Annotated in this window: 15 protein-coding genes; 13 read left to right on the top strand and 2 right to left on the bottom strand. The window is 71.1% G+C overall.

Features of this window, described 5'->3' with window-relative positions; genetic code table 11:
- Nucleotides 1–1,001 (top strand): 3-hydroxyisobutyrate dehydrogenase (gene mmsB / locus DI573_RS08610; protein ID WP_292812887.1); only part of this gene is annotated, 1,001 nt, incomplete at its 5' end.
- A complete protein-coding gene (locus DI573_RS08605) occupies nt 998–1,774 on the top strand; it encodes an enoyl-CoA hydratase-related protein (RefSeq protein ID WP_292812885.1) in 777 nt (258 codons plus the stop codon). The genes mmsB and DI573_RS08605, both read left to right, overlap by 4 nt.
- Before the next feature lie 10 nt (nt 1,775–1,784).
- Here the strand turns inward: DI573_RS08605 and DI573_RS08600 are convergent, their stop codons facing one another.
- A complete protein-coding gene (locus tag DI573_RS08600) occupies nt 1,785–2,318 on the bottom strand; it encodes a MarR family transcriptional regulator (protein WP_292812888.1) in 534 nt (177 codons plus the stop codon).
- A 93-nt stretch (nt 2,319–2,411) separates the two neighbouring features.
- Here DI573_RS08600 and DI573_RS08595 point away from each other — a divergent pair, with 93 nt between their 5' ends.
- The 6 genes from DI573_RS08595 (at nt 2,412) to DI573_RS08570 (ending at nt 8,868) form a co-directional block, all read left to right on the top strand.
- Entirely contained in the window at nt 2,412–3,188 is a 777-nt protein-coding gene (locus tag DI573_RS08595) for an electron transfer flavoprotein subunit beta/FixA family protein (protein WP_292812883.1), read from the top strand.
- A gap of 38 nt (nt 3,189–3,226) precedes the next feature.
- Nucleotides 3,227–4,204, top strand: coding sequence for an electron transfer flavoprotein subunit alpha/FixB family protein (locus DI573_RS08590; RefSeq protein ID WP_292812881.1), 978 nt, complete (start codon nt 3,227–3,229; stop codon nt 4,202–4,204).
- A gap of 565 nt (nt 4,205–4,769) precedes the next feature.
- A complete protein-coding gene (locus tag DI573_RS08585; RefSeq protein ID WP_292812879.1) occupies nt 4,770–5,789 on the top strand; it encodes a cytochrome b/b6 domain-containing protein in 1,020 nt (339 codons plus the stop codon).
- 237 nt (nt 5,790–6,026) lie between these two features.
- Complete coding sequence (locus DI573_RS08580) at nt 6,027–7,298, top strand: sensor histidine kinase (RefSeq protein ID WP_292812877.1); 1,272 nt, start codon at nt 6,027–6,029, stop codon at nt 7,296–7,298.
- Entirely contained in the window at nt 7,286–7,963 is a 678-nt protein-coding gene (locus DI573_RS08575) for a response regulator transcription factor (RefSeq protein WP_292812875.1), read from the top strand. Before DI573_RS08580 ends, DI573_RS08575 begins: the two co-directional genes overlap by 13 nt.
- Nucleotides 7,960–8,868, top strand: a complete 909-nt coding sequence (locus DI573_RS08570) for a hypothetical protein (RefSeq protein WP_292812873.1) — start codon at nt 7,960–7,962, stop codon at nt 8,866–8,868. Before DI573_RS08575 ends, DI573_RS08570 begins: the two co-directional genes overlap by 4 nt.
- Here DI573_RS08570 and DI573_RS08565 read toward each other — a convergent pair.
- The gene (locus DI573_RS08565) at nt 8,843–9,349 is read right to left on the bottom strand and encodes a GNAT family N-acetyltransferase (RefSeq protein WP_292812871.1); all 507 of its coding nucleotides are present in this window, start codon (nt 9,347–9,349) and stop codon (nt 8,843–8,845) included. The two genes, DI573_RS08570 and DI573_RS08565, sit on opposite strands and share 26 nt — an antisense overlap.
- 118 nt (nt 9,350–9,467) lie before the next feature.
- Between DI573_RS08565 and DI573_RS08560 the strand changes: the two genes are divergently transcribed.
- From DI573_RS08560 to DI573_RS08540, 5 genes are all read left to right on the top strand, one after another.
- Nucleotides 9,468–10,028 (top strand): acyl-CoA thioesterase, encoded by a 561-nt coding sequence (locus DI573_RS08560; RefSeq protein ID WP_292812868.1) that lies wholly within the window; start codon nt 9,468–9,470, stop codon nt 10,026–10,028.
- A 262-nt stretch (nt 10,029–10,290) separates the two neighbouring features.
- A complete protein-coding gene (locus tag DI573_RS08555; protein ID WP_292812866.1) occupies nt 10,291–14,163 on the top strand; it encodes a proline dehydrogenase family protein in 3,873 nt (1,290 codons plus the stop codon).
- A 68-nt stretch (nt 14,164–14,231) separates the two neighbouring features.
- Entirely contained in the window at nt 14,232–15,245 is a 1,014-nt protein-coding gene (locus tag DI573_RS08550) for a LacI family DNA-binding transcriptional regulator (protein WP_292812864.1), read from the top strand.
- Between the two features lie 185 nt (nt 15,246–15,430).
- Entirely contained in the window at nt 15,431–16,768 is a 1,338-nt protein-coding gene (locus DI573_RS08545; RefSeq protein ID WP_292812862.1) for an extracellular solute-binding protein, read from the top strand.
- A gap of 63 nt (nt 16,769–16,831) precedes the next feature.
- Nucleotides 16,832–17,594 (top strand): sugar ABC transporter permease (locus DI573_RS08540; RefSeq protein WP_292812860.1); only part of this gene is annotated, 763 nt, incomplete at its 3' end.

Genomic DNA, 17,594 nt, shown 5'->3' with positions numbered 1-17,594 from the left:
AACGAGATCATGCGGGTCATCATCGGGCGCGAGATTCTGGGGGCGCCGAGATGAGCGCCGAACCCACGGACGGCGTCCACGGCGCGCGGGTCGCGGTCCTCGGCCTCGGGCACATGGGGCTGCCGATGGCGCAGAGACTCGATGCGGCCGGCGCCGAGGTCGTGACGTACGACGTCGTGCGCGAGGCCCGCGTTACCGCTGCGGCGGCAGGGCTCCGGGTCGCCGCAGACGGCCCCGCCGCGGCGGGCGAGGCTGACGTCGTGCTGACGATGTTCCCCGAGGGACGGCACGTGCTGGAGGCGTATCGCGGCGGGCTGCTCTCCGCGGCGCCGACGCACACGCTGTTCGTCGACTGCTCGACCATCGCGGTCGACGACGCCCGCGCCGCGCACGCACTGGCCCGGGCATCCGGCCATCGCTTCATCGATGCGCCCGTGTCGGGTGGTGTCGTCGGCGCCGAGAACGGCACCCTCGCGTTCATGGTCGGCGGGGCCGAGGAGGACGTCGCCCGGGCCCGGCCGCTGCTGGAGGTCATGGGGCGACGCATCGTGCACTGCGGAGGTCCGGGCCTCGGTCAGGCCGCGAAGGTGTGCAACAACATGATCCTGGGGGTCACGCAGATCGCCGTGGCCGAAGCCTTCGTGCTCGGCGAGCGGCTGGGACTCACCCATCAGGCCCTCTTCGAGGTCGCCTCGAACGCGTCGGGACAGTGCTGGGCGCTCACGACCAACTGCCCCGTGCCGGGGCCCGTGCCCACGAGCCCCGCCAACCACGACTACGCGCCGGGCTTCGCAGGAGCGCTGATGGCGAAGGACCTGGGACTCGCCGTCCGGGCGATCGAACGCACCGGCGTGGGCGCCCGGATGGGCCTTGCCGCGCGCGACATCTACAAAGAGTTCGCGCAGGGGGAGGGGGCGGGGCAGGATTTCTCGGGAATCATCCACGACGTCCGGGCGCGCTCGAGTGCGGCCCGCGACGCGCATGCCGAGGAGGGCACATGAGCGGGTACGACACGATCATCGTCGAGACCACCGGCCGGGTGGGGTGGATCACTCTCGATCGCCCCGAAGCGCTCAACGCCCTCAACACGAGGCTCATGCACGAGCTCGTCGACGCGGCGACGCGGTTCGACGCCGATCCCGGCATCGGGGCGATCGTCATCACCGGATCGGCCAAGGCCTTCGCCGCCGGCGCCGACATCAAGGAGATGGAGGATCAGGACGCGACCCAGATGATCGCCGGCGACCACTTCGGCGCGTGGTCGCGGTTCGCAGCCGTCCGCACCCCCACGATCGCCGCCGTCGCGGGGTACGCTCTGGGCGGCGGCTGCGAGCTGGCGATGATGTGCGACATCATCCTGGCCGCCGATTCGGCGCGCTTCGGTCAGCCCGAGATCACCCTCGGCGTCATCCCGGGAATGGGCGGCACGCAGCGCCTCGTGCGCGCGATCGGCCCCTACAAGGCGGCCGAGCTCGTGCTCACCGGTCGCATGATCGGCGCCGACGAGGCCGAGCGCGCGGGTCTCGTCTCGCGCGTGGTGCCGGCCGACGAGCTGCGGGATGCTGCCGCCGAGACCGCCGCGCGGATCGCCGAGAAGTCGCTGCCCGCTCTCTACGCCGCAACGGCCGCGCTCGACGCGGCGCTGGAGACCCCGCTCGCGCAGGGGCTGGCGTTCGAGAAGCAGGCGTTCGGAGCGCTCTTCGCGACGGACGACCAGAAGGAGGGCATGGCCGCCTTCCGGGAGAAGCGCGCGCCGAGGTTTGAGGGCCGGTGAGGCGCGCGGCTCAGAGCGGCTCGGGAACGGGCGCGGATCCGGCGAAATCTCCCGCGTCGCGCCGGAACCGGGCGAGAACGCCCACCAGCTGCGCCGTGTCGTCCTCGGTCAGCCCGATGTCGGAGAACACCTCGTTGAGCGCGGTCGTCGCCCGCTCGACCAGCGTTGCTCCGGCATCCGTCAGCACGATCATCATCGCCCGGCCGTCGCGGGGGTGCGCCTCGCGCGTGACCAGGCCGTCGCGGGCGAGACGGCCGACGGTGTGGGTCACGCTCGTCGCGTGCAGCTGCAGTCGCGCCGTCGCGCTCGACATCGGGATGCGACCCTCGCGGGTGAAGGCGAGCAGACGCAGCATCTCGAAACGGGCGAAGGTCAGATCGAACGGCCGCAGCGCCTGGTCGATGCGGGCGAGCATGAGCTGCTGCGCGCGGATCACGCTCGTGACGGCCGACATGCCCCCGGCGGCATCGCCCCAGCCGTGCGCGACCCACTGGCGGCGGGCCTCGGCGATCGGGTCGACCTGCAACGGCGCGCGACGCGGCATCTCGGCTCCCTTCCTCTCGGCCACGGTAGCCGAGGCCGAGGGCCGCGCGAAGCGCCGGACAATAGACTCGTCGAGGCGAAGGAGCAGCGCGGCATGAGGATCATCGTTCTGGTCAAAGAGGTGCCGGACACCTACGGGGAGCGCACGCTGTCGCTCGAGACGGGCCTCGCGGAGCGCGACCGGGGCGAAACGGTGCTCGATGAGATCGGGGAGCGCGCGCTCGAAGCCGCGCTCGCCTACGCGGAGTCGACCGACGGGGCGACCGTCTCGGTGATGTCCATGGGGCGGGCCTCGGCCGTGACCGCGCTGCGCAAGGCGCTCGCGATGGGTGCGCACGACGCCGTGCTGGTCGCCGACGACGCCCTGCAGGGCGCCGACCTCGGGCTCACGGCGCGTGTGCTGGCGGCGGCGCTGAGGCGCACGGGGTTCGATCTCGTCGTCACCGGCAACCTCTCGACGGACGGCTCCGGGGGTGTCCTCCCGGCGATGCTTGCCGAACTGCTCGCGGTGCCGCACGCGACCGCGCTCACCACACTCGCGATCGCCGGCGATCGCGTCTCGGGCGATCGTGTCGACGACGAGGGGGTCGCCCGTGTGTCGGCGCCGCTGCCCGCCGTGATCTCGATCACCGAGGCGCTGCCGGACCCTCGGTTTCCCACATTCAAGGGCATCATGGCGGCCAAGAAGAAACCCTTCGAAACCTGGACCGCGGCGGATCTCGGCGTCGACACCTCGGGTGTCGACCTGCCCGCCTCGATCGTCGTCTCGGTGACGGAGAAGCCCCCGCGCCAGGCCGGGCTCACCATCGTCGACGAGGGTGATGCGGGTGAGAGGCTCGCCGAGTTCCTCGTCGAGAACCGGCTGGTGTGATGTGGATGCTGTGAGGTGGATGCTGTGAGGTGGATGCTGTGACCGGACCGATTCTCGTTCTCCTGCCGCTGCGGCGATCCGGCGCCCTCGCCCCGGCAGCGGCGGGTCTCCTGGGGGCGGCGGCCGTCGTGGGCGTGCCCGTCGCCCTTCTCGTCGCCGAACCCGGCACCCGTATCGACGGCGCCGCCGCCGACGCGGCGGCGCAGGGCGCGCAGCGTGTGATCGTCGCCGAACTTCCCGGCGTCGAGGCCACGCTCGGCACGGCGATCGTCGACGCGGTCGACGCGGCGGTGCGCGCGGTCGCGCCGGCAGCGGTGCTGATCTCGAACAGCGTGGAGGGGCGGGATGTCGCCGGTCGGTACGCGGCGCGCTCCGGCGCGGCGCTGGCCGTCGACGCCGTGGGTCTCTCCCACGACGCCGAGGGTGTCGTCGCGCACCATTCCGTCTACGGCGGTGCCTACAGTGTCGTTTCCGCGGCCACGTTCGGCCCTCTCGTGGTCACGGTGCGCCAGGGCGCTGTGCAGGAGCGCGCCGCCGCCGCGTCGCTTGCGGTCGAGACGATCGACGTGTCGCGCGGGGAGGGGGCGACAGCATCCGTCGAGTCGTTCGACGAAGTCGCGCGGTCGTCGTCGCGTCCCGAACTGCGCGGGGCGGCCAGGGTCGTCTCGGGCGGGCGCGGACTCGGTTCGGCCGAGGGATTCGCGCTCGTCGAGCATTTGGCCGATACGCTGGGCGCTGCCGTCGGCGCGTCGCGGGCGGCGGTCGACGCGGGATACGTGCCCGCCTCGCACCAGGTCGGACAGACGGGGGTCTCGGTGTCGCCGCAGCTGTATGTCGCGCTCGGAATATCGGGGGCGATCCAGCACAAGGCGGGCATGCAGACGGCCAAGACGATCGTCGCGATCAACAAGGACGCCGACGCGCCGATCTTCGGGATCGCCGACTTCGGGGTCGTCGGCGACGTGTTCACCGTCGTGCCGCAGCTGATCGACGCGCTCGCCGCGCGGAAGAAGTAGCCGCGTGCAGGAGCAATCGAGGATCGTGCGCCGAGGTCTGCCCCGCACGCCGGGCGGTGATCCCTGGCCGGTCGTTGCAGCTGCCGATGCCGGCGTCGATGCCGCTGTCGATGCCGCTGGTGCTGGTGCTGGTGCTGAGGATGTCGATGTCGATGTCGATGTCGATGTCGCCCCGCTGACAGTGTCCCGAAATCCGTCGCCCGACCGCCTTCCGGGCGACGGAATACGGGAAACCGCCCCCGCCGAGGCCCCCGCACCGAGGCCGGTGTCCCCATCTCCGTCGCCTGAGCAGGCGGCAGGCGACGGAATACGGGACCCCCAGAGCGGCGGCATCCGTCGGGGTCTGCCGCGCACCCCCGGAGGTGCGCCCTGGCCGACGGCCGACCGCCCGGCCCCCGGCTCGGCCACCGCTCCGGCATCGCCGCCGCCCGCGCCGGCCCCCGCTCCGTCATCGCCGCCGCCCGCGCCGGCCGCACCGACCGCCATCGAGTGGGATGCTGTCAGCCCGCCCTCGCTCGCGACCCCGTCCAGCCCGCGGCCCGACCCCGCCCCGGCCCCCGGCACCGTGGCGGCTGCCGCGGGCCCGGACCTCAGCATCCCCCTGCCCTTCACCCGCACGGTCTGGCCCGGCGCCGCCGCCCGCACGCGCACCGGTCACGATCGCGAGCGGCAAGCACCGCGGCGCATCCGCGGACTGACCCGTGCCCAGTGGGCGCTCGCCACCGTTCTCGGCGGCGGCGCGCTGCTCTTCGGCGCCGCGATGGCGGTCGCGGCGGCGCGGTGGCTCATCAGCCTCGATGTCACGAGGGAGTTCCTCGCCGCCTTCCCCGGTGAGTACCCGCTCCCCGCGGGCAGCTCCGAGGGATTCCCGGCGTGGGTGCAGTGGCAGCACTTCTTCAACGTCTTCCTCATGGTGCTGATCATCCGCACCGGGCTGCAGGTGCGCTCCGAGAAGCGGCCTGCGGTGTTCTGGTCGCCGAAGGGCAATCGCAAACGCCGCATCAGCCTGACGCTGTGGCTGCATCAGGCGCTCGATGTGCTGTGGCTGGTCAACGGGGTGATCTTCGTCGTGCTGCTCTTCGCGACCGGCCACTGGGTGCGCTTGGTTCCCACCAGCTGGGAGGTGTTTCCGAACGCGCTCTCGGCCGCGCTGCAGTATGTCTCCCTGCAGTGGCCGACCGAGAACGGTTGGGTCAACTACAACTCGCTGCAACAGCTGGCGTACTTCACGACCGTGTTCGTCGCGGCACCCCTCGCCACCATCACGGGTCTGCGCATGTCGGGCGTCTGGCCCAAGGATGCGCACACGCTCAACCGTCTCTACCCGGTCGAGTGGGCGCGCGCGATCCACTTTCCGGTGATGCTCTACTTCGTGGCGTTCATCATCGTGCACGTCGCGCTCGTCTTCGCCACCGGCGCCTTGCGTAACCTCAACCACATGTACGGCGGGACGGATGCTGTCAACTGGGCCGGGTTCTGGATCTTCGTCGCCTCGCTCGCGGTCATCGTCGCCGGGTGGGTCGCGGCGCGCCCGCTCGTCGTCGCCCCGATCGCCAAGCTCTTCGGCACGGTCAAGGGTCGCTGACCCGCGCGCCTTTCCGGCGTTGGGGCGTCAGAACGACGTTGGGGCGCGCTGCAGCACGCCCCAACGTCGTTCTGACGCCCCAACGGGTGGGAGCCGGGCAGCGAACGCCGCAACGGGGGGCCCGGCGCCGAGGTCGCCCCGACGCCGAAACACATCGCCGCGGCGGGGGATAACCCCCGCCCGAACGGGTGGGAGGCACGGGCGCGCACGGCGCGCCCCGCGTCCTACCGTGGAGCCATGTCCACCACCCCACCCAGAACACGCCCGCGATCCCCGCTCGCCTCACCCGTGCGCGTCGCGGGCGCGGCCGCGCAGCTCGCCGCCCTCGGCGTGGTCGGCCCCGTCGTCTTCACGATCCTCATCACGCTCCTGAGCGTCGGCGTGAGCCTCGTGCTCGTGCTCGGCGTCGGCCTGCTGTTCCTGCTCGCCTTCGTCTACGCGCTCTACGCCCTCGGCTGGCTCGAGACGGCCCGCATCGACGGCCTCTACGGGTTCGGCCTGCCCGTCCGCAGGCCCCGGCGCAGCCCCAAGCCGGGATTCGGCGGCTTCGTGCACACCGTGTGGCTGCAATTCATCGACCCGGGCATGTGGCGCGGTGTCGCCAACGCCGCGATCGCGACGATCCTCGGCCTGGTCGTGCTGCCGCTGATCGGCGTGTTCGCGGGCGGCATCGTGCTGGCGTTCTCGCCGCTGTTCGCCGGATCCGGCATCGTCGCCCTCGGCCGCACCGGCATCGATGTGGCCGTCGCGTGGGCTGTGCCCGCCGGCATCCTCGCGTCCGTCTTCGCCCTCGTCGCGATCGCCGGTCTCGCGATCCTGCACGGCGTGATCGCCCGCGCGATCATGGTGCCCTCGCGGGAGGCGCAGCTGGCCGAAGCCGCCCGCACCTCCAACGTGCAGCGTGCCGGGGCCGTCCGCGCAGCCGAGGTCGAGCGCACCCGCATCGAGCGCGACCTGCACGACGGTGTCCAGCCCCGGCTGGTCTCGGTGGGGATGACGCTCGGCCTCGCCCAGCAGAAGGTCGAGACCGACCCCGCCGCCGCCAAGGAGCTCATCGCCGAAGCGCACACCTCGACAAAGGCCGCGATCACCGAGCTGCGACAGCTCGCGCGCGGCATCCACGCCTCGGTTCTCGATGATCGCGGACTCGACGCCGCGCTGTCGGCACTCGCCTCCCGCTCGCATATCCCCGTCGGGCTCGACGTACGCCTGAGCGCCCGGTGCAGCCCGACCGCCGAGGCGGCGGTCTACTTCGTCATCGCCGAATCGCTCACCAACGCCGCCAAGCACTCGCGGGCCAGCGAGTGCCGCGTGCTCGTGCGCGAAAGAGAGGGCGGGATGCTGTGGGCCAGGGTCGAAGACAACGGCATCGGCGGCGCGCACGTCACGCCCGGTGGCGGTCTGGACGGGATCTCGCACCGCGTGATCGGTGCCGGCGGCACCTTCCGTCTCGACAGTCCCGTCGGCGGGCCGACCACCGTGGAGGTGAGTGTGCCGTGCGCATCCTGATCTGCGAGGATTCCGTGCTGCTGCGCGAGGGGCTCGTGCGTCTGCTCGAAGACGCCGGGCACGAGATCGCGGCGGCGGTCGCCGACGCCGACGATCTCGATGAGCTCGTGGCGGTTGCGGCGCCGGAGCTGTGCATCCTTGATGTGCGGTTGCCGCCGACCTTCACCGACGAGGGCATCCGCGCGGCCGTGCGGCTGCGTGCCACGCACCCGGAGCTGCCGGTGCTGGTGCTCTCGCAGTATGTGGAGGAGCGCTACGCGACCGACCTGATCGCCGGCCACGGGGGTGCGCTGGGCTACCTGCTCAAGGATCGTGTCGCCGACGTGTCGGAGTTCCTCGAGTCGCTCGACCGCATCAGGGGTGGCGCGACCGTGCTCGACCCCGAGGTCGTCGCCCAGCTGCTCGGCCGTCGCACCCGGGACGAGCGTATGCGACGTCTCACCGAACGCGAGCGCACGGTGCTCGCCCTCATCGCCGAGGGCAAATCCAACCAGGCGATCGCCCGCACGCTGCACGTCACCGAGGGCAGCGTCGAGAAGCACATCACCGCCGTCTTCCAGAAGCTCGAGCTCGAGCAGGATGACGCCGGCAACCGGCGGGTGCTCGCCGCGCTCGCCCACATCGAACACGGCGGCCTGCCGCCCCAGACAGGAGAACTCCGATGAGCGATCTGCTCCCCCCGCAGGCGGCGCCCCAGCCCGGCCCCGCCCCGACCGGCCCCGCGCCAACCGTCCCGAACTCCCCGACCGGTGGGTCATCGGATGGCACTCCGCGCCCCTCGGCGCGGGTCGTGTCCCTCCTCACGGTCGCGCTCGGTGCCGGCGTCGCCGTCGTCGTCGCGGGCGGTGCCGTGTTCTCGGGCATCGCCTCCGCGGTGGTGCGCACGGAATCCCGCACGATCGACGCGCGCGGGATCGCCGAGCTCGACGTCGACATCTCGGCCGGCTCGCTCGAGGTCGTCTTCGGCGATGTCGATGAGGCGACCCTCGAGGTCACGAGCGGCGGCGGCGCCGAGCGATGGGTGCTCGAGCGCGACGGCGATGAGCTCGTGGTCGCCTCGCCCGAGTGGATGCTGGGTGCCGGGTGGATCTTCGGCGGCAGCGGCCGCGCGACGCTCACGCTGCCGCAGGTGCTCGAGCGCACGGTGCTCGACGCGCAGCTCTCGCTCGCGGCGGGCGACCTCGAAGCCACCGGGAACTTCGGTGATCTCGACATCGAGATGGGGGCCGGCGATGCGACCGTGACGGGCACGGCCCGGGAACTCTCGGCCGACGTCAGCGCCGGTCGAGCCGAGCTCGAGCTGGCGGGCGTGGTGGATGCCGAGCTGACGCTCAGCGCCGGCCAGCTGGACGCTCGCCTCACCGGCGACGCACCGGACCTCGTTCAGATCGACGTCAGCGCCGGAAGCCTCGACCTGACCCTGCCGGAGGGGACGTACGACGTCGCGTCGAATGTCTCTGCGGGCACCGTGGACAACCGGCTCGACACCTCACCGGGAGCTGTGCACCGCGTGGTCGTCGAGGTGTCGGCGGGGCAGGTGATCCTCAGCGCACGAGGCGGACTTCGGTGATCGTCTCGCCGAGGAAGGGCTCGTCCTGGGTGGCACCGTCGGGGGTGAAGCCGTTGCGCGCGTAGAAGCGGTGCGCGCGCGGGTTGTCCTCGGCGACCCAGAGGTAGAGCGGCTCACCCGCCGGAGCGACGGCGTCGAAGAGCTTCTGGCCGATGCCGGTGCCGTGCCAGGCGTCGAGCAGATAGATGAAGTAGAGCTCGCGGGCGCGCGGGGCGTCGTCATCGCGCGCCGGACCCGCTCCGACGAATCCCACGATCTCGCCGTTCACGAGTGCGGCGTACTGGATGTAATCCTCGCCCTGGTTCATCCAGTGGGTCCACAGCTCGGCCATCCGGCGGGCTGAGACGCTCTCGAGGGCGGCCCTGCTGATGAGGTGATCGTAGGTCTCGTGCCAGCAGGTGGCGTGCACGCGACCGAGGGCTTCGGCATCCACGTCGCGGACGGGACGGACAACGGTGTCGGTCTGAAGCTCGGCTTCCATGGGCCAGACTCTACGTCAGCGGCAGGCGCTCACGAAATCGGGTGGCCGTGTGTATCGGCGTTGTCGGAGACGCACAAACGAATGCCAGGATCGGGTGCGCTTCGCTACCATCCCCGACGTGAATGTGATCTGGCGCACCCTGCTCGTGATGCTCTCCGCCCGCCGTCGTCTGCGGCGCGAGGGCACGCTCGATTCGCACGAGGTCGGTCGCATCCGCATCACGACGCTGCCGACCGACATCGACGTGCTGCGGCACATGAACAACGGCCGGTATCTGTCGCTGTTCGACCTCGGCCGATGGGACCTGCTGATCCGCACGGGCCTGGCCGACGCGATGCGCAGCAACGGGTGGTACGCCGTCGTCGCCGCCGAGACGATCACCTTCCGCAAATCTCTCGAGCTGTGGCAGCGCTTCGACCTCGAGACCCGCCTGATCGGGCATGACGACCGCGCGATCTACCTCGAACATCGCGCCCTCGTGGATGGCGAGATCCACGCCCGCGCGATCATCCGCGCGCGCATGCTCAAGCGCTCGGGCGGCACGCTCTCGCACGATGAGCTCTTCGCGGCGGTGGGGCGCCCCGAGGGGCTGCCGGAGGTTCCGGCGTGGGTGCACGAGTGGGCGGCAGCATCCACCCTGCCCTCGACGCGCCGCCCGGCGCCCAGCGACTGGACGTGACCCCGGTCGGCCGCGCCCTCGCCGCGCGTCCGTGACCCCCTCTCCCCGGCGTTGGGGCGTCAGAATCACGGTGGGGCGTGCTGCTCCGCGCCCCAACGCGGCGCTGACGCCCCAACGCGCACGACGCCGCAACGCGCACGACGCTGCAACCGCCCCACGCCGCAACCGCCCCACGCCGCAACCGCCGAAGGCGCGCAAGACACGGGATGCCGGAGCCCCGCCATTGCGGCAGCCCCGAGGAATCGCCGCCTAGGCTGAACCCATGGTGACCACCCCCGACCACGGGGACACCGGCGCCCCGGCCGCCGGCGAGGACCTCGCCGCCCGTGCCGTCCAGCTCGCGCAGCGTTGGGTGGCCGAGAGCGCCCAGGTCGATGTCGACCCCGCCGCCGAGCGTCTGGCCGGTGTCCTGAAGGACCGCAACGGACTGCCCTTCACTCTCGGCTTCGTCGACGGCGTGATGCGACCCGAATCGCTCGTGGCGGCAGCATCCAATCTGCAGCGGGTGGCTCCGCTCGTGCCCGACTTCCTTCCCTGGTACCTGCGCGGAGCGGTGCGGGTGGGGGGCACCATGGCGCCGGCCCTGCCGAGCCCGGTCGTGCCCATCGCGCGGCGTGTGCTGCGCGAGATGGTCGGGCATCTCATCGTCGACGCGCGGACCGAGAAGCTGGGCCCCGCGATCGCGAAGCTGCGCGAGGGCGGCGCGCGACTGAACCTCAACCTGCTCGGCGAGGCTGTTCTCGGCGATCAGGAGGCCGGCCGGCGACTCGAGGGCATCCACGAGCTGATCCGGCGCCCCGATGTCGACTACGTCTCGGTCAAGGTCTCTGCGATCGCCAGTCGCATCTCGATGTGGGCGTTCGATCAGACCGTGGATGCTGTCATCCAGCGCCTCCTGCCCTTGTATCTGTCGGCGGCCGATCCGGTGGCGCCGACCTTCATCAACCTCGATATGGAGGAGTACCGCGATCTCGACCTGACGATCGCGGTGTTCACCCGCCTGCTCGAGGACCCCCGGCTGCACCGCCTCGAGGCGGGAATCGTCCTGCAGGCCTACCTGCCCGATGCCGCCCCCGCGCTGCGCGAGCTGACGGCGTGGGCCCGGCACCGCGTGGACGCGGGCGGAGGGCGCATCAAGGTGCGCCTGGTCAAGGGCGCGAACCTCGCGATGGAGCACGTCGACGCCGCCCTGCACGGCTGGGATCTCGCCACCTACGACCGCAAGCTCGACTCGGACGCCAACTACCTGCGCTGCCTCGACGAGGCGCTCCAGCCCGCACGCACACGGGCCGTGCGCATCGGCGTCGCGGGGCACAACCTCTTCGACGTCGCCCACGCGCGCCTGCTCGCCGAGCAGCGCGGGGTCACCGCCGACGTCGACTACGAGATGCTGCTGGGCATGGCGCAGGGCCAGGTCGCGGCGGTCTCGCGCGATGTCGGGCCCGTGCTGCTGTACGTGCCGGTCGTGCGCCCCGACGAGTTCGACGTCGCCATCAGCTACCTCGTGCGCCGACTCGAGGAGAACGCCTCGAGCGAAAACTTCCTCTCGGCAGCGTTCGACCTCGCCGATGACCCGGCCCTGTGGGAGCGCGAACGCGATCGCTACCTCGCCTCGGTCGCACGCGCATCCGATCCCGCACTCGCGACGGGGCCGCGCCGCCGGCAGGATCGCGCGGCGGCATCCACCGACCCGGCATCTACCGATCCGGCATCTACCGACTCGGCATCCACCGATCCGGCATCCACCGACGCGGGGCCCGCCGCCCCGGTCCCGGACGCGGCCGACCTCGACGACGCGCTCACCCTGCCGATGACCCGCCGCCCCGCGCGCGATGTGCAGGATCCCGGGCTCACCCAGGTCGTGCTGGGCATCGCCGACGGGGCCGCGGAGGGCGCGCCCGGAGACACGGCGCCGCTCAGTCCCGTGGCGCAGCCCGACTTCTTCGCGGGGGCGGCGATCGTCGAGACCGCGGTCTACTCGCGGCGCGAACGCGCGGCGCGGAACACCCCGGTCCCCGGCGCGACCGGCGTGGCGGGCGGGGCACCAGGGTTCACGAACGCCGCGGATTCCGATCCTTCGCTCGCGACGAACCGCGAATGGGCGCGCGAGGTGCTCGCCCGGGTGGAGACGTCGACGGCGGGGGATGTCACCATCAACGCGGCGCGCGTGCGCAGCGCTGACGACCTCGACGCGATCGTCGACCGGGTGCGCGGGGCGGGTTCCGCGTGGGGTGCCCGCCCCGCCGCCGAGCGGGCCGAGGTGCTCGCACGCGCGGCGATCGTGCTGGAGTCGCGTCGCGGGCTGCTGATCGAGGTCGCCGCGTCCGAGACCGGCAAGGTCTTCGCCGAGGCCGACGTCGAGGTCAGCGAAACCGTGGACTTCGCGAACTACTACGCGGCGACATCCCGCGAACTGGACGCCGTGAGCGGCGCCGTGTTCGTGCCCTCGCGGGTGAGTGTGATCGCGCCGCCCTGGAACTTTCCGCTCGCGATCCCCGCCGGCGGGGTGCTCGCCGCGCTCGCCGCAGGCTCGGGCGTCGTGTTCAAGCCGGCGCCGCAGGCGCGGCGCTGTGCGGCCGTGATCGCCGATGCCCTGTGGGATGCGGGCGTGCCGCGCGAGGTGCTCGCGCTGGTCGACATCGACGAGGGCGAGCTGGGACAGCGCCTGATCACCCACGGCGCGGTCGATCGGGTTATCCTCACCGGCTCGTGGGAGACGGCGGCGCTGTTCCGCTCGTGGCGCCCCGACCTGCCGCTGCTCGCCGAGACGAGCGGCAAGAACGCCATGATCATCACGCCGTCGGCCGATCTCGACCTCGCCGCCGCCGACCTGATCAAGAGCGCGTTCGGCCACGCCGGGCAGAAGTGCTCGGCGGCGTCGCTCGCGATCCTGGTGGGCCCGGTCGCCCGGTCTCGTCGTTTCGCCCGGCAGCTCGTCGACGCGGCGCAGTCGCTGCGCATCGGCTCGCCCTCCGATCCGCTCGCCGAGATCGGTCCCCTCATCGAACCCCCGCACGGCAAGCTCGAGTGGGCCCTCACGACCCTCGGCGACGGGGAGCGCTGGATCGTCGAGCCGCGCGCGCTCGATGCCGAGCGCAGGTTCTGGACCCCCGGCATCCGCACCGGTGTCGAGGCGGGCTCGCGCTTTCACACCGAGGAGTTCTTCGGGCCCGTGCTCGGCATCATGCACGCGCGCTCGCTCGATCACGCGATCGACCTGCAGAATGCCGTCGACTACGGCCTGACCGCGGGGCTTTACACCCAGAGCCCCGACGAGCTCGAGCGGTGGCTGGCCCGGGTCGAGGCCGGCAACCTGTACGTCAACCGCGGCATCACCGGCGCCATCGTGCAGCGCCAGCCCTTCGGCGGCTGGAAGCGCTCGTCGGTGGGCGCCGGCTCTAAGGCGGGCGGACCCAACTATCTCGTGGGGCTCGGCACGTGGCGCCCCGCCGCGGGGACGCCGTCGTCGTCGCTGCATCTGCGCGGGCTCGACTCGCGCCTCACCGCCGTGATCGAGGCGGCGCAGGCGACGCTCGACTATCCGGGGTTCGACTGGCTGCGCCGCGCCGCGCTGTCGGACGCCGTCGTCTGGGACCGCGAGTTCGGACAGGTGCGCGACGTCTCGAGGCTCGGCATCGAGCGCAACCTGTTCCGCTACCGGCCGGTGCCGGTCGCCGTCCGCGCGACGGGGGATGCGGAGTGGCGTGCTGTGCTGCGCGTCGTGCTTGCCGGTGTGCGGGCCCGTTCGCGGTTCACCCTGAGCGCCCCGGTCGGTCTGCCGGCGCCCGTGCGCCGCGTACTCGGCGAGCTGGATGTGCCCGTGCACCTCGAGACCGACGCCGAGTGGCTCGAGCGGATGGCTGGGCGGTCGACGACGTTCCTGGATGCTGTGGCCGATGAGGCGGGGCCGCCCCGGCCGCCGCGCGTGCGTCTGGTCGGGGCGGCGGAATCCGTCTCCGCGCTGCGGTCATCGCTCGCGGAGGCGGTGGCCGGGGATCCCGATCTGGCCGTGTACGCCGACGAGGTGACGACGGCAGGTCGGGTCGAGCTGCTGCCGTTCCTGCGCGAGCAGTCGATCACGATCACGGCGCACCGCTTCGGCAATCCCGACACGTGGAGCGCCGACGTCATCTGAACGCCCTGTGCGATGTGGTGGGTGGGATACAACGTTGTAGGTAGGGTGGTGGACGACGAAGGAGGCGCATGGCTGCGACACTGCACGACGTCGCACGGCTGGCCGGGGTGTCGATCAAGACCGTCTCCAACGTCATCAACGACTACCCGCACATCCGCGCCACGACGCGGAGCAAGGTCGAACAGGCCATCGCCGAGCTGGGTTACACCCCCAATCTCACGGCTCGCAACCTCCGATCGGGCAAGACGGGTGCGATCGCGCTGGCCGTCCCGGATCTCGCGCTGGCCTATTTCGCCGAACTCGCGGCCACGATCATCGCCGAGGCCGAGCGCGCCGGTGTGGTCGTCCTCGTCGAGCAGACCGGTGGCGACCGCGAGCGCGAGGCTCAGCTGCTGCGCAGTCCGCGGCTGAAGCTCACGGACGGGGTCATCTTCAGCCCGCTGGGAATGGGACAGGACGACCGTGATCTGCTCGAGGTGTCGTACCCGCTCGTCATGCTGGGCGAACGCATCTTCGACGCTCCCGTCGACCATGTCACGATGCGCAACGTCGAGGCTGCCCGCGCGGCCACCGAGCATCTGCTCGCCTCCGGACGTCGGCGCATCGCCATCGTCGGAGCGCACGAGGGCGAGGTCATCGGCTCGGCCGGTCTGCGTCTGCGGGGCCATCGCGAGGCGCTCGACGCGGCGGGCATCCCGTGGGATGAGGACCTCATCGGGTACACGACGATGTGGCATCGCTCCAACGGCGCCCGCACGATGCGTGAGCTGCTCGATCGCGGGGTGCCGTTCGACGCGGTCTTCGGCCTGAACGACACGCTGGCCCTCGGCGCCATGCGCGTGCTCCAGGAGGCCGGGATCCATGTTCCGGATGATGTCGCGGTGATCGGCTGGGACGACCTGGACGAGGCGCAGTACTCGATCCCGTCGCTGTCGACCGTCGATCCGGGCCAGGAGTGGATCGCCGCGACGGCTGTCTCGACGCTCCTCGACCGCATCGCCGGACGCGAGAGCGGACCGCCGCGTCTGCTCCTCGCCGACTACCGCGTCGTCGCGCGCGAATCCGCTCCCGCACCCGCGTGAGCCGGCCGCACCCTCCGCGCGCGGATTGGTGCTTGACACCGCGGGACGGGTGCATGAATATGTGTCTACAACGTTTACTTTCCAACGTTGGAAACTGTGGCTCGACGAAGAGTGCTTCTTCTTCCGGTCACGCATCGTCTCCGTAAGACATAGGTGTCCGCACCGCGAGAGGAAGCACACAGCCCATGAAGTCGAAACTCATCGCCGGTCTCGGCGTCAGCGCCGTCACCGCCGCCGCGCTCACCGGATGCGCCGCATCCGGTGGATCCGCCGAGTCGTGCACGAACGAGATCCTCAACGAGGAGGCCACCCAGGTCAGCGTCTGGGCCTGGTACCCCGCGTTCGATCAGGTCGTCGACCTGTTCAACGAGACCCACGACGACATCCAGATCTGCTGGACCAACGCCGGGCAGGGCAACGACCAGTACACGAAGTTCTCCACGGCGATCGAGTCCGGATCGGGTGCACCCGATGTCATCATGCTCGAGGCCGAGGTGCTCTCGAGCTTCAGCATCCGCGACGCGCTCGTCGACCTGAGCGAGTACGGCGCCGCAGATGTTCAGGGCGACTACACCGAGGGAGCGTGGAAGGACGTCTCCAGCGGCGACGCGGTCTACGCCATCCCGGTCGACGGCGGCCCGATGGGGATGCTGTATCGCGAAGACATCCTCACCGAGCACGGCATCCCCGTGCCCACGACCTGGGACGAGTTCGCATCGGCGGCCGAGGCGCTCCAGGCCGCCGGCGCCCCGGGCGTGCTGGCGAACTTCCCCCCGAACGGTCGGGCCTACACCCAGGCGCTGTTCGCGCAGGCCGGATCGGTGCCCTTCGAGTACGACAGCGCCAGCCCGCAGGAGATCGGCATCGACGTCGCCGATCAGGGATCCAAGGACGTGCTGGCGTACTGGGAGGATCTGAGCTCACGCGGCCTGATCGCCGTGGACGAGGCCTTCACCGCCGACTACAACACCAAGCTCGTCGACGGGACATACGCGATCTACGTCGCGGCCGCCTGGGGCCCGGGATACCTGCAGGGCCTCGAGGGCTCGGACGAGAGTGCCGTCTGGCGCGCCGCGCCCGTGCCGCAGTGGGATGCGGCCGATCCGGTGCAGATCAACTGGGGCGGCTCGACCTTCGCCGTCACCTCCCAGGCCGATGACCCGGAGGCGGCGGCCACCGTCGCCAAGGAGGTCTTCGGCACCGAAGAGGCGTGGAAGATCGGCATCGAGGAGGCCGCGCTGTTCCCGCTGTGGACGCCGATCCTCGAGTCCGACTACTTCCGCGACCTCGAGTACCCGTTCTTCGGCGGTCAGCAGATCAACAAGGACGTCTTCCTGCCCGCGGCGGCCGGCTACGCCGGGTTCACCTTCAGCCCGTTCCAGAACTACGCGTACGACCAGCTGCAGGAGGAGGTGACCGCGGTCGTCGTGGACGGCGACAAGAGCGCCGAGCAGGCCCTCGACGACCTCCAGGCCACACTCGAGCAGTACGCGACCGAGCAGGGCTTCGAGCTCATCGGCTGAGCGTGTGGGGCCGGTCTCGGCCGGCCCCACACCCCCGACACGACACGCAGAAAGCGACCTCCCATGACCGCCACCGCCCTCGCGCCCGCTCCGGCCCGCCGCCGCAGCGCGATCGAGCGCCGCCAGCGCATCGGCTGGCTGTTCGTCGCGCCGTTCCTCGTGGTCTTCGCGGCCTTCCTGGTCTTTCCCCTCGCCTACGCGTTCGGGATGAGCTTGTTCAGCTCGACCCTCGCCACCGGCACCCGGTTCGTCGGGATCGACAACTACCTGAAGGCCTTCACCGACCCGCTGTTCCTCGGCGGGCTCGGACGGGTCGCCCTCTACGCCCTGGTCATGATCCCGGCGCAGCTGCTGGTCGCGACCGTCGCGGCGCTCGTGCTCGACACGCTGGCGACGTGGGTGTCCAAGCTCTCGCGCCTGCTGATCTTCGCCCCCTACGCGATCCCGGTCGTCATCGGCGCACTGATGTGGAGCTTCCTCTACAGCCCGCGCTTCGGTCCGGCCGGCACCATCTTCGGGGCGTTCGGCCTCGAGGCGCCGAACTTCCTGTCGTCCGACTCGATCTTCTTCAGCCTCGTCAACATCGTCACGTGGCAGTGGGCCGGCTACTACATGATCGTCATCTACGCGGCGCTGCGGGCGATCGACCCCGCGATCTACGAGGCCGCCCGCATCGACGGCGCGTCGGGCTGGCAGATCGCGACGCGCATCAAAATCCCGATGATCTCGTCGTCGATGGTGATGGTGATCACGTTCGCCATCATCGGAACGCTGCAGTTCTTCACGGAGCCGACGGTGCTGCGCAGCGTCGCCTCCGGGGCCCTGC

Source organism: Microbacterium sp., from assembly GCF_003248605.1.
Classification (GTDB): domain Bacteria; phylum Actinomycetota; class Actinomycetes; order Actinomycetales; family Microbacteriaceae; genus Microbacterium.
Note: the sequence above shows the minus strand (reverse complement) of the source record. Positions and strands in the feature narration are given on the sequence as shown.

Coding starts and splice junctions, on each gene's coding strand:
- DI573_RS08565 (WP_292812871.1), bottom strand. CDS start 9,349: ATGGAAGCCGAGCTTCAGACCGACACCGTTGTCCGTCCCGTCCGCGAC.
- DI573_RS08580 (WP_292812877.1), top strand. CDS start 6,027: ATGTCCACCACCCCACCCAGAACACGCCCGCGATCCCCGCTCGCCTCA.
- DI573_RS08595 (WP_292812883.1), top strand. CDS start 2,412: ATGAGGATCATCGTTCTGGTCAAAGAGGTGCCGGACACCTACGGGGAG.
- DI573_RS08600 (WP_292812888.1), bottom strand. CDS start 2,318: ATGCCGCGTCGCGCGCCGTTGCAGGTCGACCCGATCGCCGAGGCCCGC.
- DI573_RS08545 (WP_292812862.1), top strand. CDS start 15,431: ATGAAGTCGAAACTCATCGCCGGTCTCGGCGTCAGCGCCGTCACCGCC.
- DI573_RS08605 (WP_292812885.1), top strand. CDS start 998: ATGAGCGGGTACGACACGATCATCGTCGAGACCACCGGCCGGGTGGGG.
- DI573_RS08570 (WP_292812873.1), top strand. CDS start 7,960: ATGAGCGATCTGCTCCCCCCGCAGGCGGCGCCCCAGCCCGGCCCCGCC.
- DI573_RS08555 (WP_292812866.1), top strand. CDS start 10,291: ATGGTGACCACCCCCGACCACGGGGACACCGGCGCCCCGGCCGCCGGC.
- DI573_RS08550 (WP_292812864.1), top strand. CDS start 14,232: ATGGCTGCGACACTGCACGACGTCGCACGGCTGGCCGGGGTGTCGATC.